At 46.6% G+C, this 22049-nt stretch carries 18 protein-coding genes; 12 read left to right on the forward strand and 6 right to left on the reverse strand.

Annotated elements, in window-relative coordinates; all coding sequences use genetic code 11:
- Positions 1 to 1203 carry a helix-turn-helix domain-containing protein gene (locus AC2CG4_RS13010; RefSeq protein WP_062064652.1) on the reverse strand — a complete coding sequence of 401 codons (1203 nt, stop codon included), beginning with the start codon at positions 1201 to 1203 and terminating at the stop codon, positions 1 to 3.
- A 680-nt stretch (positions 1204 to 1883) separates the two neighbouring features.
- Here AC2CG4_RS13010 and AC2CG4_RS13015 point away from each other — a divergent pair.
- The 5 genes from AC2CG4_RS13015 to AC2CG4_RS13035 all read left to right on the forward strand — a co-directional run bounded on the left by AC2CG4_RS13015 (position 1884) and on the right by AC2CG4_RS13035 (position 10647).
- Positions 1884 to 3971, forward strand: a complete 2088-nt coding sequence (locus AC2CG4_RS13015; RefSeq protein WP_484486667.1) for a carbohydrate-binding protein — start codon at positions 1884 to 1886, stop codon at positions 3969 to 3971.
- 231 nt (positions 3972 to 4202) lie between these two features.
- Complete coding sequence (locus AC2CG4_RS13020; RefSeq protein ID WP_484486668.1) at positions 4203 to 5072, forward strand: AraC family transcriptional regulator; 870 nt, start codon at positions 4203 to 4205, stop codon at positions 5070 to 5072.
- Between the two features lie 417 nt (positions 5073 to 5489).
- Positions 5490 to 7202, forward strand: a complete 1713-nt coding sequence (locus tag AC2CG4_RS13025) for an ATP-dependent nuclease (RefSeq protein WP_484486669.1) — start codon at positions 5490 to 5492, stop codon at positions 7200 to 7202.
- On the forward strand, positions 7199 to 8569 hold the full coding sequence (locus tag AC2CG4_RS13030) for a UvrD-helicase domain-containing protein (protein WP_484486670.1): 1371 nt from the start codon (positions 7199 to 7201) through the stop codon (positions 8567 to 8569). Before AC2CG4_RS13025 ends, AC2CG4_RS13030 begins: the two co-directional genes overlap by 4 nt.
- Before the next feature lie 392 nt (positions 8570 to 8961).
- Positions 8962 to 10647 (forward strand): DUF262 domain-containing protein, encoded by a 1686-nt coding sequence (locus AC2CG4_RS13035; RefSeq protein ID WP_484486671.1) that lies wholly within the window; start codon positions 8962 to 8964, stop codon positions 10645 to 10647.
- A gap of 267 nt (positions 10648 to 10914) precedes the next feature.
- Here AC2CG4_RS13035 and AC2CG4_RS13040 read toward each other — a convergent pair whose 3' ends face one another.
- The 3 genes from AC2CG4_RS13040 to AC2CG4_RS13050 all read right to left on the reverse strand — a co-directional run bounded on the left by AC2CG4_RS13040 (position 10915) and on the right by AC2CG4_RS13050 (position 12015).
- Positions 10915 to 11304, reverse strand: coding sequence for an HPF/RaiA family ribosome-associated protein (locus AC2CG4_RS13040; RefSeq protein ID WP_484486672.1), 390 nt, complete (start codon positions 11302 to 11304; stop codon positions 10915 to 10917).
- Positions 11305 to 11500: 196 nt separating this feature from the next.
- Positions 11501 to 11794: a hypothetical protein gene (locus AC2CG4_RS13045; protein ID WP_484486673.1), complete on the reverse strand. Its 294-nt coding sequence runs from the start codon at positions 11792 to 11794 to the stop codon at positions 11501 to 11503.
- Positions 11791 to 12015, reverse strand: coding sequence for an addiction module protein (locus tag AC2CG4_RS13050; protein WP_484486674.1), 225 nt, complete (start codon positions 12013 to 12015; stop codon positions 11791 to 11793). Before AC2CG4_RS13050 ends, AC2CG4_RS13045 begins: the two co-directional genes overlap by 4 nt.
- Before the next feature lie 362 nt (positions 12016 to 12377).
- Between AC2CG4_RS13050 and AC2CG4_RS13055 the strand changes: the two genes are divergently transcribed.
- From AC2CG4_RS13055 to AC2CG4_RS13065, 3 genes are all read left to right on the forward strand, one after another.
- A complete protein-coding gene (locus AC2CG4_RS13055) occupies positions 12378 to 14978 on the forward strand; it encodes a cellulase family glycosylhydrolase (RefSeq protein WP_484486675.1) in 2601 nt (866 codons plus the stop codon).
- Positions 14979 to 15213: 235 nt separating this feature from the next.
- Positions 15214 to 16650 (forward strand): glycoside hydrolase family 30 protein, encoded by a 1437-nt coding sequence (locus AC2CG4_RS13060; protein WP_484486676.1) that lies wholly within the window; start codon positions 15214 to 15216, stop codon positions 16648 to 16650.
- 305 nt (positions 16651 to 16955) lie between these two features.
- The gene (locus AC2CG4_RS13065) at positions 16956 to 17537 is read left to right on the forward strand and encodes a hypothetical protein (protein WP_484486677.1); all 582 of its coding nucleotides are present in this window, start codon (positions 16956 to 16958) and stop codon (positions 17535 to 17537) included.
- A 451-nt stretch (positions 17538 to 17988) separates the two neighbouring features.
- Here AC2CG4_RS13065 and AC2CG4_RS13070 read toward each other — a convergent pair whose 3' ends face one another.
- On the reverse strand, positions 17989 to 18231 hold the full coding sequence (locus tag AC2CG4_RS13070) for a DUF2442 domain-containing protein (protein WP_484486678.1): 243 nt from the start codon (positions 18229 to 18231) through the stop codon (positions 17989 to 17991).
- Between the two features lie 12 nt (positions 18232 to 18243).
- Positions 18244 to 18513 carry a DUF4160 domain-containing protein gene (locus AC2CG4_RS13075; RefSeq protein WP_484486679.1) on the reverse strand — a complete coding sequence of 90 codons (270 nt, stop codon included), beginning with the start codon at positions 18511 to 18513 and terminating at the stop codon, positions 18244 to 18246.
- A 146-nt stretch (positions 18514 to 18659) separates the two neighbouring features.
- Between AC2CG4_RS13075 and AC2CG4_RS13080 the strand changes: the two genes are divergently transcribed.
- From AC2CG4_RS13080 to AC2CG4_RS13095, 4 genes are all read left to right on the forward strand, one after another.
- Positions 18660 to 19520 carry a class I SAM-dependent methyltransferase gene (locus tag AC2CG4_RS13080; protein WP_484486680.1) on the forward strand — a complete coding sequence of 287 codons (861 nt, stop codon included), beginning with the start codon at positions 18660 to 18662 and terminating at the stop codon, positions 19518 to 19520.
- A 97-nt stretch (positions 19521 to 19617) separates the two neighbouring features.
- Positions 19618 to 20124, forward strand: a complete 507-nt coding sequence (locus AC2CG4_RS13085) for a DUF1993 domain-containing protein (RefSeq protein WP_484486681.1) — start codon at positions 19618 to 19620, stop codon at positions 20122 to 20124.
- Between the two features lie 172 nt (positions 20125 to 20296).
- Positions 20297 to 20926, forward strand: a complete 630-nt coding sequence (locus AC2CG4_RS13090) for an RNA polymerase sigma factor (RefSeq protein ID WP_484486682.1) — start codon at positions 20297 to 20299, stop codon at positions 20924 to 20926.
- A complete protein-coding gene (locus tag AC2CG4_RS13095; RefSeq protein ID WP_484486683.1) occupies positions 20923 to 21969 on the forward strand; it encodes a FecR family protein in 1047 nt (348 codons plus the stop codon). The genes AC2CG4_RS13090 and AC2CG4_RS13095 overlap by 4 nt, the downstream gene beginning before the upstream one ends.
- The last annotated feature ends 80 nt before the right edge of the window (positions 21970 to 22049 follow it).

Raw genomic sequence — 22049 nt, forward strand, 5'->3', positions numbered from 1 at the left:
TTAGTTTCCGGCCACAGCCGCTGGCTGCTGGCGATACTCCGACGGCGTTTTGCCTACCAGTTTTTTAAAAAATGTATTGAATACCGATTTGCTGTTAAAGCCGACTTCCAGATAAATATCGGTAATGGTTTTGTCTTTGTTGGCTGGGTCGATTAGGCGCTTTTGTGCCTCTTCAATACGGTAACCATTAACAAATTCGTAGAAATTTAAATTGAAGTGGCGGTTGATAATCATCGACAAATCTTTTGCCGGAATCGCAAGGGTATCGGCGAGCATATCCAATGTTAATTCCGGGTTGAGATAGGTTTGTTGCGCGCGCATCAAGCCATCTATTTTTGCGGCATATTCCGGGTTGAGCAGTTTTTCCTGGGTGTTTTTCTTGGCGGGTTCTTTGGTGTCTTTTTGTTTTACCGCTTCAAAATTGCTGAAATAGCGCATGCTGGTAAAGACCAGAGTACACACCAATACAAACAGCGCGTAATAACCGCTCAAACCTATGTACTCGATGGGGTTGCCGTCAGGATCGGGATGCAGAAAATCGTATTGCACAAATAGACCCGCTATTTTGGCGAGGGCGAGAAAGGCCTCCATGCTGGTAACGAGGGTAAAACCTACCACTAGAATTTTGAGCCAGAGAATATCGACCTTTTCGATATTGGAGTGGGTATTTTTGAGTATGTCTTTGTATTTATAAATCAACAGAAAGCCCGCTACACAGTAACCCACCCGCAGGCATTTGATCAGCACATCCATACCTATGTAGCCGGGGCTGTAGACAAACGTTTCGGTATTTATCCACTCCTGCCGCAGTGCGCCGGGGAAGCGATAAAACGCAAATACCATAAATAGCGCAAACAAGGCGAAGGGAATCAGGTGCAGATAATCTTTGGGGCGAAGGTGAAAATCGCGGAACACCAGTGACTTCACATAAAAGTAGAGCAGCACCGCATCCAGATAATAGGCGAAGGCGCCGACAAAATAGACCTGCGGCCAATGCGCGCGCACCTGCAGTTTAAATTCCGCCCCCCAGAGGATGAGTTCGTGCAGAGGAATCAGCGCGTGCGCCACTAAAAAGGCGGCGAGAAAGTAGTTGCTGATGTTTTTAGGCGGATTGGTGGCGATGAGTAAAAGCGCAAAACAGCAACAGAGCATTGCGGTCATCAACAGGATGACATCGTGGAAGTTGAAAACTACCTGGTTCATGGTTTCTCCCCCAAAATTTCTTATTTTTTATGGCTGCGATCATGTGCCGCAGCCATTTGTTTCACGCCGGATACTATAGAAGATGAACCAAGCGGGCTAGCGGAAATACGCTGGAATGTATCGACGCACGCGAGCGGAGGTGACAAAGAAGTGCAGCTGGACTCCCGCGAGCGGGAGTGACGCCAAAGTAGGGAATCGTCATCCCCGCTTGCGGGGATCCATAGGTCTTAATCAAAAATCAAAACTGGATTCCCGCAAGCGGGAATGACGGAGTGCCAGTAGCAAGATTAACCTCATGCTATAAGGTCTAGTCATGGCCGCTTGGGTGAACCGGAGACCAGCGGAGCTAATCCAAAGGACTCAAAGGACTTCCGCAAGCTGGAGTGACGAAGAGGTGCAGCTGGACTCCCGCGAGCGGGAATGACGCCAAAGTAGGGAATCGTCATCTCCGCCTGCGGGGATCCATAGGTTTTTAATCAGTACGACCATCTTTCCCGCACTCGAACCCGTTCGCATTCATCTTTTTTAAGTACCACTTTTACTCTCGAACGACAGCCTTTAATGCACCGGCTTATTCTCACTGTCACGAAATCCAGCGCATAACAACAGGGAATGCCGTAACGCGGAATCAGGCTTTCGTACTCTGTGGCAAATAACAATAACTTTACAGGTACTCAACAATGAACAAATCAGCAATTGCGCTCTGCCTCGGCAGCGCATTATTCAGTCACTACAGCGCGAGCCAGGTTAATCCGCCCGCCACCCTACAGGCGGAAGCCTACAGTCATATGAACGGTGTGCAGCTGGAAAATACCAGCGATACCGGCGGCGGCCAGAATGTCGGTTGGATCGATGCCAACGACTGGATGGCCTACAGCAACAATCCCGTCAACATCGCCACCGGCGGCGCTTACGATATTGAGTATCGTATCGCCAGCCCTAGCGGCGGCGGTAATATCACCTTTGAAGAGGCCGGCGGAACTCCCGCTTATGGCAGCATCGCCATACCGGGCACTGGCGGTTGGCAAAACTGGACCACCATCAAACAGCGCGTGACCTTGAGCGCGGGTGTGCATCGTTTTGGCATCAAGGTAAATGCCGGCGGATTCAACCTCAACTGGTTCAGAATCGTCCCGGTGCAAACCCAAAGCTGGACGCCACTGCCCGCCATCAAACAAAACGGCCACCTCTGGGTGAACGCCAATACCAATCAGCGCGTGGACTTGCGCGGCACCAATCTGGGCAACTGGCTGATCCAGGAGTTTTGGATGATGGGCGGGCTTATGTCCACCAACAACGGCGGCATAAACGACCAATGCACACTCGAATCCACCCTCGCCCAACGCTTCGGCAATGGCGAAAAAGAACGCTTGATGAAAGTGTTCCGCAGCAACTTTATCACTGTGCGCGACTTCGACATGATGAAGGCCATGGGCATGAACGTGGTGCGCATCCCCTTCCTTTACAGTCTGATTGAAGACGAATACAACCCTTACAATCTGCGCCCCGATGCCTGGCAGTATTTGGATTGGGCGATCAATGAAGCCGAAAAACGCGGCATGTACACCATTCTCGATTTGCACGGCGCCGTCGGCGGCCAAGCGGCAGCATCCGAGCAGCACGACGGCTGTATAGGCGCAGCGCAACTTTGGACCAACGCCAACTACTGGGATCGCACTAAATGGCTGTGGGATATGATCGCCCAGCGCTACAACGGCCGCAGCGCTGTCGCCGCTTATGATTTGTTGAACGAGCCTTGGGGCACAGACGCGACCACTCTCGCCAATCGTTCTTATGAATTGTTCAACGTAGTGCGCGCGAAAGATGCCAATCACATCATCTTATTACCCGGCCACAATTCCGGCATCGACGCTTACGGAAACCCGAACAACGGCCGCACTAACGTCTCTACCTGGATGCACTTCTACCCTGGCTTGTGGGGCTGGAATAGTGCCTCCGAAGAGCCCACCTACCAAGCCAACGTGCATGCGAACTGGCTGCACTGCAATCAGAACGGTTTGGGCGAAAGCTGTGATTGGCGCAACAAAATCATCGGATTGCAAACACCTTTCTTAGTCGGCGAATTCCAACCCTGGACACTGCTCGGCAGCTACGGCGGCCAGATGACCCGTAAAACCTACGACATCTATAACAGCTACGGCTGGGCAGCCACCAACTGGGCGTGGAAAACCACCTCATCCACCGGCTCCAATGGCGATACCAGCGGCTGGAACTGGGGCATGGTCACCAACTCCAGCAATGGCGGCGGCATGAACGGGATAAATGTGAGCAATGCGAGCGCGGCGCAAATCGAAAACTGGTTTAAACAATTCAGCACCCAGCCCTTAGTGCGCAATGAAAGCATCGCCACCTGGATGAACTGGAAAGCCGAAGTGGGTCAGCGTATCGAAGCCGAAATGTTTAAAGATCACAGCGGCATCCGCATGGAAATCACAAACGATTCCGGCGGCGGTTTTAACGCAGGCAGCACCGATGACAACGACTGGATGAGCTACCCCATCAACATCCCCACCGGCGGTAATTACACCCTGCAAGTGCGCGTGGCATCGCCCTACTCGGGCGGCACTTTAGTACTCAGCCGCAACGGTTCGGATTTAGGTGTAGTGACCGTGCCCAATACAGGTGGCTGGCAAAACTGGCAGACGGTGAACATCACCGTGAACTTACAAGCAGGCCAGCAAGACCTAGCGATTTTTGTGCGCAAAGGCGGCTGGAATATCAACTGGTGGCAACTGACCAAACAATAAATTCCACCCAGTCTCAACGAGCTCTCCATAGCCTCATTACCAACCTCCGGTTTGTAATGGAGCCCTCCCTTGCCGATGCAGAAATGCATCGGCTTTTTTGTTTTCAGGTCACAAAAAATGGCTAGACTGAAACCAAAACCAACAACATAGCAATCTCGATCAGGCACAACGCTTAAAAAGCTCGCATGATGCTGGCACCTGAACAGAATGATTCCAAACACGAATGATTAAATGAGCAACGACCCGATCAATAGCTACGACAAACGTATAAACAAAGTGTGCGAATACATCGATCAGAACATCAACCAAGACTTAACGCTTGATGCACTGAGTGATGTAGCCGCGTTTTCAAAATACCATTTTCATCGGCTATTTTCGGTTTATACCGGCATGAGTGCGACTCGCTATATTCAGCTCGCCAGACTAAAGCGCGCCTCATACCGCTTGGCGTTTGAAAATGAAAAACGGGTTATTGATATAGCGCTGGAAGCGGGCTTTGAAAGCCCCGAAGCATTTGCGCGTGCCTTCAAACGCGCCTTTGATCAATCGCCATCTGAATTCAGGGCGAAACCCAATTGGCCAGAATGGCATTTGCGGTTTGAATTTCAGCCAAAGCCTTATGGAGACATCCCGATGAACGTCAATGTTATTCAATTTGAAACCACGAAAGTCGCGCTGCTGGAACATCTAGGCTCACCTGAAACAGTCTTGGCGACAGCAGGAAAATTTATTGCATGGCGCAAAGCCACCGGGCTATCACCCGTAAAAACCAGCAAGACCTTTGGCATTCCCTACAGCGATCCCAACACCACCGAACCGGAAAAATTTCGCTGGGATGTTTGCGGCACTATAGATAGCGATGTTCCCGCGAATGACTACGGTGTAAAAACCGGAGAAATTCCCGGCGGCAAATGCGCGGTGATTCGCCACAAAGGCAGCCATCGCAATCTGGACACCAGCATCTACACCTTCTTTCGCGAATGGCTCCCCAACAGCGGTGAAGAAATGCGGGACTACCCCTGCTTTTTTCATTACATCAACTTTATTCACGAAGTGGATGAGTGCGACCTGCTTACCGATATCTATTTCCCGCTGAAATAAGGTGTAATATCATCCCCCACACAAAACCGCATAGACTATGCGGTTTCCGTCACAGGAATGACCAAGCAGTTACAGCCCCAAGGAAAGGTGTTACGGATTTTGGATACACGCTCGGCTGCTATGGAATTATGGATATAAAGCACTACTTTTTCCCACCCCAATTCCCGCTTTAAAAACCAGCCGTATTCGCGCAACCAACAAATTCGCATTCAACTCCGTTAGAAATTTAAACACAATGTAGGTTGCTGGTGAGCTTGCGAACCGCAACAGCTTTAAGGACAGAAACGTGTCCAAAGCGGCCCTTCAATTGCGCTGCTCAAAGCTATATTGAAATGAGCGAGTGGAACACTTGGATAACTAATTGGCTATCGAATACAGTATTCCAAGACTGAATCAAAATTAAGGACAAGGGATCCTATGCATATAAGAAAGGTGGAGATTAAAAATTATCGCTGTTTTTCCGAGTTTGTTGTTCCTCACTTATCCAAGCTCACCTTAATCGTTGGAGAGAATGAATCGGGGAAATCGAGCTTTTTCTCGGCTCTTTCCCTGCCTTTGGGTGGGAATGATATTAGCTCTAATCAAAAGCGTCTTAAAGTTTCCGATATCCATACTCAATCAATAATTTCCTTCTATAAAGCCGTGATTGAGAAGAAATTGGATGACGAGTTAATTAGCTTGATACCCAAGGTCTCCGTCGAGATTGAGATAATTGACCCTAAAGATGAATACGAGGAAGCCCTGCTTCAGAAATGGCTTACCGCTGACATCAGCGGTAAGGTCTATGGGATTAGATATGACTTCAAGCCAAAAAATGATCAGGACTTACTTGCAGCAGTTAAGGAATTATTGAAAAACGCAACGAAAGTGGATGAGGCACGTTGGTTTACTTTTCCAGTAGAGCTTTTTGATTACCAAATTGTGTCAACAAACAATGAAAAGCAAATCGGCTTTAATGATCTGAGGCGTCTATCCATTAACAATATAGGCGCCGAGCGAGATGACTTTTCTGAAGGCAATACAATGAAGGCAAATAGCCTTCTTACAAGAATGCTAGTCAATACTTTAAAAACGCCTGAAAAAGCTGCCATTAATAACGCCTATACCGATTTTTTTAAAGCCATAGAGGATACAGAAACATTCAAGAAAATAATCAAGCTAGACCCGGAGTTCAAAAACTTCTCTTCTTATATTGATAATATTGAATGCATACCCAATTTGCCAAATTTGAAGAATATTTTGTCAAACATAACCCTGAAGACGGGAGAAGAATTTTTATATCAAAGAGGTTTAGGCGAGAGAAATCTGATCTATATCATTTTGCTTTTTGAGTTTTATAAAACTGATAAAGGCTATTTTAATTTATGCTGCATTGAGGAGCCGGAATCTCATCTGGGCGTCAACAATTTGCGACTAGTGACAGATTTTATCTATAAGAGCACTAAATCCGAAAATACCTTGCTACAAACTTTCGTAAGCTCGCACAACCCATCGGTCATCAACAAGCTAAACATATCAAACGTGATAGTGTTTTCTGGTAGCAAAGCGATCAGCTTGGAAAACAGTCCGTCCGAACTTAATGATTACCTTAGAAAGCGCCCGAATTTTGACATCCTTAAGCTTCTCTTCGCCGATAAAATTATTTTGGTTGAAGGCACGACTGAAGAAATGTTGATCAATTCATTTCTTATAAAAGAAGTGGACATGCTTAATACTATCGAAGTGATATCAGTCGGGCAAAAAGGCTTCCGTACGTTTCTCGATATATGGCTTCGTGTAAACAAAGGGAATCAAGAAAAGAAAATCGGGGTGATTCGGGATTTTGACGATCAGCCGAACCCGAAAATCGAACATGACAAATACGATACTGAGAACGATAACATCTGCGTGAGAACTACCATCAAATACACCCTTGAAAATGATTTGGTGGATACCGCAAATAATCGTCAAATCCTTGCGGAAATATATGGGCTTGATTCTTCCGCAACCGCTGTTGCGGTTGGCGACCATATGATTGCCAATAAGGCAGAGTCAATGCTCCGGCTTTGTGATGCAATGCTTCACAAAGAGAATCCGAAAGCAATTGAACTTCCTAAGCATATTCAAGAAGTAATAGACTTTATAAAATGATTGAAATTCAAGTAGCCGGAGCTGGTGCAGGGAAAACTTATGGTCTAGCAGAGGCAATTATCGGCTGCGTAGATAAAAACTCTCACAAAAAAATATATGCATTGACTTATACAAATGCTGCTAAGGAAAAGATTGAGCATGAAATAATTAAAAAAATAAAAGCCGTTCCAGACCAAGTAGAAATCGAGACGTTTCATACATTCCTGCTTAACGAAATAATTTATCCTTTCTCACCTTTTGTGCTTGGCGAGCAATATAACACCGCCTCAAATATGCACCTGAGTCCCAATTATAAAGCGACGCAGATAAAACGACTAAAAGCTGAAAAAATAATGCATGTTGAGGAAGTCTATTCTGCGGCTCGTCGCGTTGTAGATAAAACCTATAGCGGCAATAATACAAAAGAGAAGAAAGCAAGGGTTGACCGTATACTAAAAATATTTTCCGCCTGTATCGGGAAAATATTTCTCGATGAAGCTCAGGACTTGGATGAAATAGCTCTACGCGTATTTGAAATACTTGGCCTCGATGTGGTCGACATATACATGGTTGGCGATCCCAAGCAGGCTATAAAATATTCAGGTACGTTCACGGAGTTTATTAAGAAATACGAGGATACTCCAAATTCGCTTGTAAAAATTCATCCTCATAACAATGTGACCAGGCGGGTACCTACTGAAATTCTGAGCATATCAAATAAATTTTGCTATTCAGGACAAGAGCAAACAAGCATTAGCACAGAGACCGGATTTCTAAGATATATTGAATCAACCCACCATGAATTCGACACATTCATTGATCGGCATATTAATGGAGATAGTCTTGTTTGTATTGAAAGCAAAATAGGACCATATACCACCAAGAAAAACTCCCATCCAGACTTTAATCATGAAGTTAAAGAGCTTCTTAGAAGCAGCTGCTTGGACAAAGATCCGGATATATTTTTAGAAGCATCTCGGATGATATTTCACGCAGAAGTAGCTAGGCTTGGTCTTAAGCCTGCTATCAATGCCTTTTTAAAACGACATGGAATTTCTTATTCGGCAAAAATATATGCCCAGATTGCCGAGACTGCATCTGATGAGCAGAATGAGAAATTTCACATATCTAGCATTGATGCCGTTAAAGGGCTTGAGGCCGATTTCTGCATTTTAATATTAACCCCAAATACTTATAAATACTTGACTCAGAGCGGTTTGAATTCTACGAAAAAATTCAACAAAGAGTGGAAAAAAATATATGTTGCGCTTACCAGACCAAAAAAAGAGTTTATTGCTGTGATTGATCACTCGTTATTTAATGGAAAAGACATATCTGTAAATGACGTAAGAAAAGGATTATTGGCTGCTGGTTTTTCAGCATTGTAACTTGTACAAACTCAGTGTTTGTATCCATTGAAAGTTTTCTACGATGCGAAAAAAGTCTTGAATGAAATTGAATAACTATATGGTGTGCCGATTGATATTACATATCTGTCATATACAGAATACACTCGAAAATTATTGCGGGAGTCAGACAGCTTGGAGCCAAGCTGCCAGACAAAACCTTAAGAAGAGTAGCAACCAGCGCACTTAGTGTGCTGGCTTATAATTAGAGCGCTGACAGCTGCTCAAGACTGTGGGATCGAACGTCCGTTCTTGGCCGTTATGCAATGCAATTGAGCTACTCTAATTTTTAATGTGTCCAGGCGCCCAAAGTTGACATACGATCAAAATTCATAACTTTAAACGCAAATAATATACAAATTTAAGGAGCCAAAATGAGCAAAAAAATCAGTGGCGCAGAATATCCATTAGCAAAAATTTTCAGCTCCGATTTTGAATATGTCATTCCATCCTACCAGCGTCCTTATGCATGGACGGTCGATCAGGCTATGGAACTGTTTGGCGACCTTTTTGATTTCTACAGCTCAGAACCAGAAGAGGGGTACTTTTTGGGTAGTGTCGTTTTGATCAAACAGGAAGGCATTCCATATTCAGAAGTTATTGATGGGCAGCAAAGATTGACGACGCTGACGATTTTATTGTCTGTGCTAGCTTCTACCATGCACGGCAATCAACGAGATACGCTCTGTAAATATATTCTAGAGCCTGGAAATGAATTTGAGGGGTTAGAACCCAAACCGAGATTGACATTGCGAGAGCGTGATAAAGCTTTTTTCTTGAAATATGTACAAGAGTTAAGATTTGATGAGCTCTTTTCTATGGATGATAAGGGTTTGGATAACGAATCCCGCCTAAACATTAAAAGAAATAGTTACTTGTTTAAAGATAAGGTTCATATCTCTTTCAAAGAGGATGCGGAAAAAATAAAAAACTTTGTAGCATTTCTCCTTCAGCGTTGCTTTCTTGTAGCTGTATCTACCCCTAGCCAACAATCTGCTTTTCGTGTTTTCTCCGTAATGAATAGTCGAGGTTTAGATCTTCAGCCGACCGATATTATTAAGGCCGATATTATCGGTAAGCTCAAAACTGATGAAGAGCGCGACACTTATAATGAACGCTGGGAAGATATGGAGGTGGAGCTTGGGCGCAGCGGATTCAATGACTTATTTAGTTTTGTTCGTATGATTTTTTCGAAGGAAAAGGCTAGGAAATCACTGCTGGATGAGTTTCGGACGTTTGTCATTTCTAAAGTTTCTCAACCGGAAAAACTTATTAGTGAAGTGCTAGAGCCTTATGCAGTAGCTCTAGCTGTAGTTAAGCAGAGCGCCTATGAAGCAGTTTCCGATGCTGAAGAAGTGAATGCCTGTCTTAAATGGTTAAATAGAATTGATAACTCCGACTGGATTCCACCGGCCATCAAATTTCTATCTGAAAAAAAAGATGATCCAAAATATGTAGCATGGTTTTTTGAGCGGTTAGAACGTCTAGCAGCATATATGCATGTCTGTGCGCTAAATATCAATGAGCGAATTGAGCGTTATAATAAAGTAATTATCGGTTTAGAAGCGATCCATTCATTGGGCTCGCCGGTTACAGGCATTGAGCTGACAAATCAAGAAAAGGAAAAAATGCTGGAGGCATTGAATGGGAATATATACGAATTAACACCAAGACGCCGAAATTATATTATCTTGCGATTAGATAATTTCTTATCTGATGGCGCTGCATCATATGATCCCACAGTGTTAACAATTGAGCATGTTCTACCGCAAACAGTTGACCCAATGAGTGAGTGGGCTAAGACCTGGCAAGATGTCGCTGAGCGTAAGGCTTGGGTGCATAAACTGGGGAACCTTGTTCCGTTGACGATGCGGCGAAATGCGCAAGCGCAAAATTACGATTTCGATAAAAAGAAACAAGTCTACTTTTCAGGAAAAAAGAAAGTGTCTTCGTACATTTTAACTACTCAGGTGTTGGCTAGCGAAGAGTGGACCCCTGTCTCTCTCGAAAAGCGTCAAAAGGAATTACTCAGCGTATTAAAAGAAAAATGGCAATTGTAAAAAGATAATCAATTTTATTGACTAACAATAAGCATTTATAGAGACAAATGGCTGGGTTCGTGAATATTGGTTAAATAGCGGCGAAGATATCTAAGGATAAATCCAAGATTTCTTATAGTAAATCCAATGTCCGCTTTTGGCCGTTTTCGGAAATTCAACGTTTTAATCTATCTAAATCGCCCCGCCAATTTTCTCACCAGAAAAAATAAAACACATCAGCGCAGCACGCATTGCGCGGCTGCGCGATAGGTTTTGACACAGATGGTATTAAACCATTTCATCAGGCTCGACAAAATCAGGGGCGCCAGGTTCAGCAAAGTCGGGGCTTTCTGCGCGGGTGTTTTTATCGCGCGCTTTACCCAGTACTGAGCTTAATTTGCGCTGCATTTTTTCGGCGGCGCCACTCACCGCTTGGCCGATTGTGTCGGCGAATTCGCTAATGGCTACTGGTTCTTTACCCTCTGGGCGAGCCTCAAGCATGCAGCGCTTATCTTTTCCTGCATGTTTGGTATTGCCATTCTCATCACTCAAATGCACTTCAATACGGGTTACGTGGTCAGCAAAGCGGTTTAATTTGTTCTGTAAGGTAGTGCGAACATACTCAGCCAAGCGTTCGTCTGCTTGAATATTGTGATCACTGTTGATTTGAATCTGCATAAGCTACTCCGATCAATTGCCCTATAGTGGGCTTAACGACACCATAAAAATACGGACGATAAATAACTCACTCGCTTTAAATGGAATCAATGTCCAGTTACGTACTTGGAGACGGCAGATTACAAAATCAAGGCATTTACAAAAAATGACTCGGAAAGACAGTTATCAGAAGCGTTTCACTTGGTTAAGCACCGATTTATTCGATACGGTTTTGCCAGTAGCCCGGCTCTCGATGAAGGTTCATAACCGCCACAACCAGCAGATTATTTTCGTCTATTGTGTAAATCAAACCGAAGGGAAAACGACGCAGCAAGGTGCGGCGAAAAGTTGTATCGAGTGGTGCCCATGCACTGGGATATTTGACCGCTCGCTCCAACGCCAGATTGGCCTCTAACGCAAATGCCAACCCTAAACCCGACTCACAGGTTTCGTAATAATCGATAGCAGCGTTTAATTCCGCTTCTGCTGCAGGGTGAAAATCCACTTTCATTTATCGAAGCGGTTCCAGATTTTGCCGAAGACTTCTTGCGCAGAAACGCTGGCAACCTTGCCAGATTTCACTTCATCCAAACGGCGCTGTGCAACCGCAAGCCATTGCTGATCCAGTTCAGTAGAGGATGCATTCAGGCTATGCAGCAGCGAATCGACCAGCAGTGCGCGATCCTCCAACGGCAGCTCGTTCGCTTCGGCGATTAATTGTTGTGCATTCATAAAACCTCCGAAAATGTATTAGCGAAACCACTATAAATAGACAAGCATCCAACCACAAGCGCAGGTATCCATAAAGAATGAATTAACACTGCCCCGCCGATCTCCTCCCTAGCTCAACCAAACCCATCCCATTTTTTACTTTCAGGTTCTGTTGCACGCAGCAGGACGCGAAGCCGGGTTTTCTATCGAAAAACAGCGCTGGCACGCTTCCCATTTTAGGCAAACTCCAACCTGAACCAGTTCGAGTAAATTTAAACGGGCGCATGTGCCAGCGCTATAGGTCAGGATTCTCGTGGCAAATACAACATGGCACCTATAAGAAATGCCAAACAATAACTATGGACACAATAAGAGAATCCGCTATGACTAACTTCAACAGCAAAATCCCGTTTTTCACTTTGAAAACCAGTCTGCTCAGCACCTGCATCATCGGCCTTGTCGCCTGTGGTGGCGGCAGTGGCGGCAGCGGTAAATCATCGGCGCCAGCCAGCTCATCAGCGGCATCGGTAGCGCCATCCTCATCCAGCGCCGCCAGCAGTATCGCGCCCGATGAAGGCATGACCATGCTCAAAACCAAGGGCACCCAATGGGTCAAGGCCAGCGGTACGCCGATCCTGCTTAAAGGCACCAACCTCGGCAACTGGCTGGTGCAAGAATTTTGGATGATGGGGCAAGGCGGCAACGGCGTGCACGACCAATGCACCCTAGAGGCCAAACTCACCGAGCGTTTCGGCTATGACGAAAAAGAGCGCCTGATCAAATTATTCCGCGATAACTGGATCAAGGAGCGCGATTGGGATCAACTTAAGGCGTTCGGATTTAATGTCGTACGCCTGCCGATCCTGTGGAATGTGATCGAGGACGAAAAAAATCCTCGAACCCTGCGTGCCGATGCATGGCATTACCTGGATTGGTCCATCGCCGAAGCAAAAAAACGCGGCATTTATGTGATCCTCGATTTACACGGCGCGCTCGGCGGCCAAACGCCGAACGATCACACCGGCTGCTCTGGCCAGAACAAATATTGGACCAATACCGAATATCAAGACCGCACCAAATGGCTGTGGGAGCAAATCGCCACTCGCTACAAAGATGAACCCGCCGTCGCCGCTTACGACCCGCTCAATGAGCCATGGGGTTCAACTGCGCAAGATATGGCGGTGCGCGTAGAAGAGCTGTACCAAACCATCCGCAAGATCGACAGCAAACACATAGTGATGTTGCCCAGCCACTACGGCGATATCGAAGTCTATGGCGACCCGGTTGCCAAAGGCATGAGCAATGTCGCCTTTGAACTGCACCCCTACCCCGGTCTGTTTGGTGATAGACCCGGCGACAGTCATTACGATATCCACCGCGATTGGCTCAAGTGCGGTCAAACCGGCACCAGTGGTGTATGCGCTTGGAACACCAAGTTAACCGCACTCAAAACGCCCATGCTGATGGGTGAATTCCAACCCTGGCAGTCCGCCGGTTTGGAATTAGGCGGCAAAATTGGCCGCGCCACCTACGACACCTACGCCAGTTACAACTGGGCATCCACCAGCTGGGCTTACAAACTTGTCTCGGTTGCAGGCGGCCAGGGCAAAGGCACCTGGGGCATGGTGACCAATGAAATCAATACCAGTTTGGATACCGGCGTTGGCCTGATCACCAAAGCCAGCACCTGGGATTGCAACAACTGGGATTCCAGCTTCGCTGAGGCCTGTGCCAAAAAAGCCACCACTATCATCGCTGGTGGCACGGGCGATAAAACCTATTATCTGGTGGTTAAAACCGGTGCTAACGATGGCGCCAGTCCCGACGTAACCTTCGACAACATCAGCCTGAAAAACAACACCACTAACCAAGAACTGCTCGCCAATAGCAGCTTCGGCGCGGGCGGCGGCTGGTCGGAGCTGAGCATCAGCGGCTCACTCAACTTCAACTACAACAGTGTGGATGCGAGCAAAGCCCCCACCGGCAGCGATGGCGCCGTGATGCATATCACTCGCCCAGCTGGCGTAACCGGTGAAATTAACGGCGCGCTTTACCAGCAAGTCACCCTTAAAGGCGGCCAGACCTACAGCTTTAGCGGTGTATTCAAAGGCAATAGCAGCGTGAATACCTGGGCGGAGATTTATTTGATCGAAGAGGCACCAGTAGCCGGTAAAGATGTGGTCGATAACGCGGGCAAAGTGGATTTCACCACCGCGCCGATTGCCGATATCGAAGCCCTGTTCAAAAGCTACGGCGAAGTGGGCTATGACGTGAATAGTGGTTTGGCCAAATGGTTGGTGACCGATGAACACAACGACGTGTTTGACTACCCGGCGCGACCAACCAATCTCAAGCTGGTGCAAACCGGCAACAACGTTGCACTGACCTGGGCGGCTGTCACCGGCACAGGTATTACTTACAACGTCTATCGCGCAACCAGTGCCGGGGCAAAAGGCACCTTGATCGCCGAAGGCCTCACCGTCACCAACTTTGCCGATTCCGGCCTGAGTGAAGAGGAAACTTACTACTACTCAGTCGCCGCAAAAAATAGCATCGCAGAGGGTTACGCCAGCGCACAGGCCAACACCCAACTGCTGTTTGTGGCAGTGCCCGCAAAAATCGAAGCCGAAAAATTCACGGCCATGAGCGGCATTCAAACCGAAGCCTGCGGTGATATAGGCGGCGGCACTAACGTTGGTCATTTTGAAACGGGTGATTTTATCGAGTTCAAAATCAAAGCCGACACTGCGGGCAATTACGCCATTGATTATCGCCTCGCCACCCAAACCGGCAGCACCGGGTTTGAAGTGCTGATCGATGATGTAGTAGTCGATACCCAAACGGTTGCGGCAACCGGCGGCTGGCAAACCTACATCACTAAAACCAGTGCGATATTTGCGTTAAGTGCAGGCAACCACACACTGCGTTTCCGCTCCATCGGCAAAGAGTGGAATATCAATTGGTTTGAAATTAAAAAGCAGTAAAGCAACCGCTGGACCCCCGCACGCGGGGGTGACGACGACACCTAATACTGGATACCGCACGCGGGGGTGACGGCAGAGAAATAAAAAAGGATTTCGCAACGTGAGCATAGCGATAACTCGTTAAACAGGGAGTCGTCATCCTCGCGCAGCGGGGATCCATTGCTTTTACCCAATTAGACAAGTATCAAGAAAATTTCTACTCAATTTTTAACCACAAAAGACGAGAACCACAAGTATGAATAAACACCTTAAAAAATTAATCGTCGCACTCGCACTGGCCAGCCCCGGCCTTGGTGCGCTGGCTGCCGATACTCCAGCAAAAACCCTGAGTGTTTACACCACTGCCAAAGATAGCGATAAAAAACTGAGCCTAACCGACACACTCAGTTTTAAACCCGCAACACAAAATATGGAAACAGATATTGCGATTTACGTGAACCCGCAAAAACAATTCCAAAGCTTCTTAGGTTTTGGCGGAGCGATTACCGATGCGAGCGCAGAAACCTTTGCAAAATTAAGCAGCAAGAAAAAAGCCGAATTGCTCAAAGCCTATTACGATAAAAAAGACGGTATTGGCTACAGCCTGTTGCGCACCACTATCCACAGTTCAGATTTCGCCAGCGGCAGCCACACTTACATCGAAGAAGGCGATAAAGAATTAAAAACCTTCAACATCAAACACGATCAAAAATATCGCATTCCCATGCTCAAAGCGGCGATCAAAGCAGCTGGCGGCGAGATCACCACCTACGCCAGCCCCTGGAGCGCACCGGCGTTTATGAAAGACACCAACAATATGTTACAAGGCGGAAAACTACTGCCCGAATACAACCACGCTTGGGCCATGTACTACACCAAATTTATTAAAGCCTACGAAAAAGAAGGCATTCCGATTTGGGGCATCACTATTCAAAACGAACCTATGGCAAAACAGACCTGGGAGTCGATGATTTACACTGCCGAAGACGAGCGCGATTTTTTAAAAAATCATCTTGGCCCGGTAATGCAACAAGAAGGTTTGGGCGATAAAAAAATTATTGTCTGGGATCACAACCGCGATTTAATTGTGCATCGCGTCAATACCATTATGAATGATCCGGAAGCGGCAAAATATGTGTGGGGCGTTGGCTTCCACTGGTATGAAACTTGGGCGGGCGGCAAGCCAATGTACGGCAATGTTGCGGAAGTGAATCGTGCCTACCCCAATCTGAATTTGCTGGTAACTGAAGCCACGGTAGAAAAATTTAATGCCGAACGTTTCCACTACTGGCCCAACGCTGAGCGCTACGGTGATTCGATCATTAACGACTTCAACTCCGGTGCAGTAGCCTGGACGGATTGGAATATTCTGCTCGACAACACCGGCGGGCCCAACCATGTTGGCAATTTCTGCTTCGCGCCAATCCATGAAAACAACGGCGAATTAATTTACACCCCGACCTATTACTACCTCGGCCACTTCTCCAAATTTATCCGCCCCGATGCCAAACGCGTCAGCGCCGTAGCCAGCCGCAGCGTTTTGCAAACCACTTCGTGGCTGAATACCAACAACCAATTAGTTACCGTGGTAATGAACAGTACTGATGCAGCCATCGACTATCGCCTGTATATTGGCGACATAGAAACCAGCGTAAACATCCCCGCTCACGCGATGCAAACTCTGGTCTACTAATTTAAACAGCAAGCGAAAAACAAGATCAGGGATGGCATTCGGTCAAAACCAAAATAACCCGCTTCGGCGGGTTTTTTATGAGCATCATAAATAAAAATCAGCAAACCCCGCACATCAAATCAATCAAAATCTACAAAAAAACCAACATCTCAAACATAGAATTGAATAGATAATTGCACATAAGTACATGTTATATAAGGATTTAATTTAAAAAATCAAATTTAAGCAGGAAATTGAAAATTGATATTGCAGCCTCAATTAATTTGATTTAAAGTAGCCTCACATCAATCTTGGATGCCAAAGTTATGAACACCCCGAACTACTCTAGAGATAACCTCTACAGCTTCATTGATTATGTATCAAGAAAAGGTCTGGTAAAGTCGGCAACTGCAGCCAACTGGAAGAATGCAGCGATAAGACTTTTGGGGAATTTGGATGAGACAGAAGAATGCGACTTAAGGTCGATAGATCTGGAAAGTGTTTGCACTAGATTCGCGAATCTTGAAGGAAGAAACATGACGCCATCTAGTATGCAAGTTTACAAAAGTAGACTTAAAACCGCACTAAGCGACTTTTTCGCTTACACAGAGAACCCAATGAGCTACAAACCAGGGATCGCTCAAAGATCAAGCAAAAGCAACAAGTCCAATCAAATAAAACCTAAAACAACGAAGCCACAAACCAAAGACTTAACCCCACCAGAGATTCGAACACAGCAGGAGCCCCACCTAAATCACTCAGGGCAAACCAAAGGATTTGTTTTTCCTATCCCACTAAGATCGGATTTGACAGTAGAAATCAGACACATACCATTCGATCTATCGGAGCATGAGGCAGAAAGAATAGCCATGGTTATCAAAGCATTAGCCAAGAAAGACAAGCTGTAGAATGAGAAAAGGCAGCCGAAATCGGCTGCCTTTTTGATTAAAGGAATGGGAGGCCCACCCCCTTAGTCGTCGCAAAACTAGGTTAGTGGATTCCTTAACTCAAAGCAAGTTCTGTTGTTCGCCTCCCACTTCAGGCGAGGAATTTGTTATGCAAGATATAGCTCACAAACAAGCGCCCAAAGGGTTTCGGTGGGTGTTTTGTAGATATCGACGCAAGAAAAATAGCACGGAGCTTTTAGATGCCCACGCATATGGATATAACTCTTGGTGTTTTTTAGTGAGGTGTAAATAACATGTGTTGAGGATAGGCGCTTCCGGGCGCCTATATCTTTTACAGACAATCTAATAACACCAAAGCGTCCCATTTATGGCAGACAAACTCTTGGTCGGAACCTAGTGAATCAGCTAAAAATAAATTGAAATTTTCAATTTAAAATCATATGAAACCGTATTAATGATCAGATATAACACTCAACAAATACAAAGTGTCATTGCTAAAGTCCTGTTCATGCGGCCACTCAACTGAGCCAGAAACCACTTTCACTTGCTTGAAGTAATGTTCGTTTTTTAACTCGCAGAAAATCCCCTTATCAAGATACGGGGACACATCAAATATTTTTAAATCTCCATTTGTAAAAAGGAGCTTGAGCTTGTAGTTATCCAGAGGCTCTACATCTTTTACAGCGGGATTCATTTCATTTACCACCTATCGCAATGGATCAATTTTAAATACCGGCTCGCCATTTAACGCCAACTTCCAGTCGGCAATTAGTTCATCATTGTGAATCTCAATCCACGCGCTCACCAATTTCGCTTTATTATCCGGAAGGCTACCTGCAATCAATCTACCCGACGGAATCTCAACAACCGCTTTGTGATCTTGGTATTCCACATGTATGTGAGGCATGCTGTGTCGCTGATTATCGAAGTAGTACATCCTTATAATCAGACCGTAAAACATAGAAATTGTGGGCATAGCATCTTCCTTGAGAATTGACTGAAAGCAGGATTATATCTCGCTTTAGCGCTAGCCTTAACAAAAAATAATCCTTCCGTGCTGTTGGCTGAGGCTATTGGCTGGCACACTCTGGCGAGCTTTCTCATCAATAAAGGAATCCTGACATGAAAAAAATTGCCCTTTTGGCCGCCGCCATCTTCTTGCACGGCTGTGCGACAGATACCACCAGCACATCGCTCACCACTGCAGATAAACAACGGCTGGTTGAAATCACCCAAAGCATGCCCGCTGAACACCAAGCTCGTCACAATGCACGCCACCCGGTGGAAACCCTCGAATTTTTTGGTATTAAACCGGGCGATACAGTAGTAGAAGCACTGCCCGGCGAGGGCTGGTACTCACAAATCCTGTTCCCCTATTTGGGTAAACAAGGGCGTTTGATTGGGGTGGATTACAGCCTCACCATGTGGCCGGAATTTGGCGCTTGGGCAACACCGGAATTTATTGACGGGCGCAAGGCCTGGCCTGCGCAGTGGGCAGTGGATGCAAAAACCTGGGGTGGTGCCGACGGCGCAGCGGCAGAAGCTTATACCTTTGCCAATTTGCCAGCAGAATTAACCGGCAAGGTGGACGCGGTATTATTTATTCGCGCGCTGCACAACCTCGCACGGTTTGATGCAAAAGGAAATTATTTAACACAGGCATTGGCAGAAACCCATCGCGTATTAAAACCCGGCGGCGTAGTCGGTATAGTGCAACACGCAATGAGCGAAGATAAACCCGATGCCTGGGCCGATGGCAGCCGTGGTTATTTAAAACGCTCGCGTTTAATTAGTGCAATGACAGCGGCAGGATTTGAATTTGCGGGTGAACATGACATCAACAAAAACCCCAAAGACGATCCGCAAGCTGACGACAATGTGTGGCGTTTACCGCCGAGTTTAAGAACTAGCGATGAGCAAAAAGCCGCAAATCAGGCGATTGGTGAATCCAATCGGATAACTTTGTTGTTCCGCAAGAAATAATTTTCACTCGGTAAGCCGCCAAAGAATTGCATCCCTGCGGATGCAATTCCTTCAACTATTTTTAACTCACTAACAACCAAACATGTGAGATGGTTTTATGCAACAAAATCCCTCCGGAATTTTTATTCACTACCTGAAGCAACTCAAACTGATTGTGAACAAAATTGCCGAGCATCAGCAGCACAACCCTGCACTGCTTTATACCAGCCTGCACAGCGACATGCTGCCGCTGCTGGCGCAAATACGTACCGCCGCGAATTTTTCCCTGCGCACCTGCTGCCCACTCGCCCGGCGCGAGCGCATCAGTTTTGATAACACGCAAGAAACCTATGAGGGATTACAACGACAGTTGGATGACACCATCGCCTATCTGCAGGCGATTCCCGCCGCTGATTTCCATCAGCCGCCGGAGTGGATTCAGGATAAGGCCGGGTTTAACGAATTAAATTTAGCCGCCGATGAATATCTGAATTACTACGCCCTACCAAATTTTTTCTTTCACCTGTGCATGGTTTACAGCATCGCCCGCCAGGCAGATGTGCCCCTAAGCAAAGGCGATTTTGATGGCTACCATCAGTATCCCAGTGGTTTTTCGTTTGTATGACACGTTGAACCAGCAGCTTAATAGCCGATCCTGACTATGCGATTTTGATTCAACTTCTCCGCTTTTGATAACCCAACAATCCAGCTCGATAAAAAATATTCCGCTAGTATGGCGGAATATTCATCCTGCATCGTCATGGACTATGAGGAAATTATCTTGGTGGCTGAAGCCCATGTCCAACAACAATAAGTCCAATAACAACAAGCCCAATAACGATGCACGCACAAACGAGCCGACACAGGACTCTATCGCCAACGTCTTTGTGGCGCTGCGCAGCACTCTGGCACGCGCTGTGTCGCGGCTGGTGCCGCCCAAAGAAGTGGAAGACATAGTGCAGGAAACCTATGTGCGGGTATGCCAGGTAGAGACGCCGGAGCAGATCCAGTTTCCGCGCTCGTTTATGTTGCGCACTGCGCAGAATCTGGCGCTGGATCATTTAAAGCGCGCCGAAACACGCCTGAGCGTGAGCCTGGATGACGATTTGGATTTGGCGCTGGTAGGCTTTACCACCCGCGCAGATGAAACCTTTGACCGCGTGGCCGCCAATCAGGAATTTGGCTTTTTTTGCGAGGCAGTGCGGCAATTGCCGTTGCAATGTCGCAAAGCCTTTGTGCTGAAAAAAGTGTATGGCTATTCGCAAAAAGAAATTGCCATCAAACTCGACATTAGTGAGAACACCGTAGAGAAACACATAGCGACCGGCATTAAACGCTGCACCCAATTTATGGCTGCCCTGCACAGCAACGGCAGTCAGCAACCCATGCAACAAAATTCAGCTCCGAGCGAGAGGAGCAGACCATGAGTAATATTATTGATTTCCCCAACCGCGAACAGATTTACGATCAAGCCAGCCTGTGGATTGCACGCTTGGATCGTCAATTAACCGCGGCGGAACAGCATGAGCTGCAACAGTGGCTCGCTGCCAGCGAACAACATCGCACGGTATTGTTTGAAATGGCCAGGCTGTGGGACAAGATGGACAGCCTCGCGCGCCTCGCCGATTTATTTCAAGCGCCGCAAGCAGCACCGGTGCGCAAGCCGCGTTTTTACGGCGCGATTGCTGCATCGCTGGTATTGGTTGCTTTGGTATTTAGTTGGAATTTAATTACACCACAACAAAACTCGCTGCTCGCGTGGCTGCACAGCGAGCAAGATAATGTAGAAGGCGTTTATGAAACCGCTGTGGGCGAACACTCTAACGTCAACTTGCCCGATGGCTCACTACTGGTGTTGAATACCAATAGCCGGGTGATCGTCAAATACACTGAAGCGCATCGCTTATTTTTATTAGAGCGCGGCGAATTAAATATTGAAGTAGCGCACGATAAAACACGCCCACTGAGTGTGGTGGCGGGCAATAAAGTCGTGCAAGCGGTAGGCACGGCATTTAATGTGCGCATTCACAATGATCAGGAAGTGGCGCTGCTGGTAACAGACGGAAAAGTGTTAGTGGCCAAACAAGAAGCACAAAAAACCCTTGAAAAAATAGTCGCAAAACGCTTGCCTGCTTCATCAATGGCGGTATCCAAAGGTGAAAAAGTAACTTTGGGCACAGCGCAGGAAACTATCGCCAAAGCGGATGAAAATGAAATCATTGCGCAGTTGAGTTGGCGTCAGGGCAATTTGATTTTTCGCGGCGAAACACTGGAAGATGCCCTTGTAGAAATTAATCGCTACACCTCGGTGCAATTTGAAGTAGCAGATGAGAGTATCAAACAGGAGCGCATCGCCGGATTATTTAAAGCGGGCGATGTAGACGGATTACTCTCCGCATTGGAACAAAATTTTAATATTCAAAATCAGCGCATAGGCACACATAAAATCCGCTTGAGCGCCAGACAATAAACATCGAATTACCCGCTTCGATTCATACATCTTCATAATTTGCCCGCCACAGCATCTGTGGCGGGCAAATTCGTATTATT

This window comes from Cellvibrio sp. ATLC23 (genome assembly GCF_057196725.1).

Coding starts and splice junctions, on each gene's coding strand:
- AC2CG4_RS13010 (WP_062064652.1), bottom strand. CDS start 1,203: ATGAACCAGGTAGTTTTCAACTTCCACGATGTCATCCTGTTGATGACC.
- AC2CG4_RS13015 (WP_484486667.1), top strand. CDS start 1,884: ATGAACAAATCAGCAATTGCGCTCTGCCTCGGCAGCGCATTATTCAGT.
- AC2CG4_RS13020 (WP_484486668.1), top strand. CDS start 4,203: ATGAGCAACGACCCGATCAATAGCTACGACAAACGTATAAACAAAGTG.
- AC2CG4_RS13025 (WP_484486669.1), top strand. CDS start 5,490: ATGCATATAAGAAAGGTGGAGATTAAAAATTATCGCTGTTTTTCCGAG.
- AC2CG4_RS13030 (WP_484486670.1), top strand. CDS start 7,199: ATGATTGAAATTCAAGTAGCCGGAGCTGGTGCAGGGAAAACTTATGGT.
- AC2CG4_RS13035 (WP_484486671.1), top strand. CDS start 8,962: ATGAGCAAAAAAATCAGTGGCGCAGAATATCCATTAGCAAAAATTTTC.
- AC2CG4_RS13040 (WP_484486672.1), bottom strand. CDS start 11,304: ATGCAGATTCAAATCAACAGTGATCACAATATTCAAGCAGACGAACGC.
- AC2CG4_RS13045 (WP_484486673.1), bottom strand. CDS start 11,794: ATGAAAGTGGATTTTCACCCTGCAGCAGAAGCGGAATTAAACGCTGCT.
- AC2CG4_RS13050 (WP_484486674.1), bottom strand. CDS start 12,015: ATGAATGCACAACAATTAATCGCCGAAGCGAACGAGCTGCCGTTGGAG.
- AC2CG4_RS13055 (WP_484486675.1), top strand. CDS start 12,378: ATGACTAACTTCAACAGCAAAATCCCGTTTTTCACTTTGAAAACCAGT.
- AC2CG4_RS13060 (WP_484486676.1), top strand. CDS start 15,214: ATGAATAAACACCTTAAAAAATTAATCGTCGCACTCGCACTGGCCAGC.
- AC2CG4_RS13065 (WP_484486677.1), top strand. CDS start 16,956: ATGAACACCCCGAACTACTCTAGAGATAACCTCTACAGCTTCATTGAT.
- AC2CG4_RS13070 (WP_484486678.1), bottom strand. CDS start 18,231: ATGAATCCCGCTGTAAAAGATGTAGAGCCTCTGGATAACTACAAGCTC.
- AC2CG4_RS13075 (WP_484486679.1), bottom strand. CDS start 18,513: ATGCCCACAATTTCTATGTTTTACGGTCTGATTATAAGGATGTACTAC.
- AC2CG4_RS13080 (WP_484486680.1), top strand. CDS start 18,660: ATGAAAAAAATTGCCCTTTTGGCCGCCGCCATCTTCTTGCACGGCTGT.
- AC2CG4_RS13085 (WP_484486681.1), top strand. CDS start 19,618: ATGCAACAAAATCCCTCCGGAATTTTTATTCACTACCTGAAGCAACTC.
- AC2CG4_RS13090 (WP_484486682.1), top strand. CDS start 20,297: ATGTCCAACAACAATAAGTCCAATAACAACAAGCCCAATAACGATGCA.
- AC2CG4_RS13095 (WP_484486683.1), top strand. CDS start 20,923: ATGAGTAATATTATTGATTTCCCCAACCGCGAACAGATTTACGATCAA.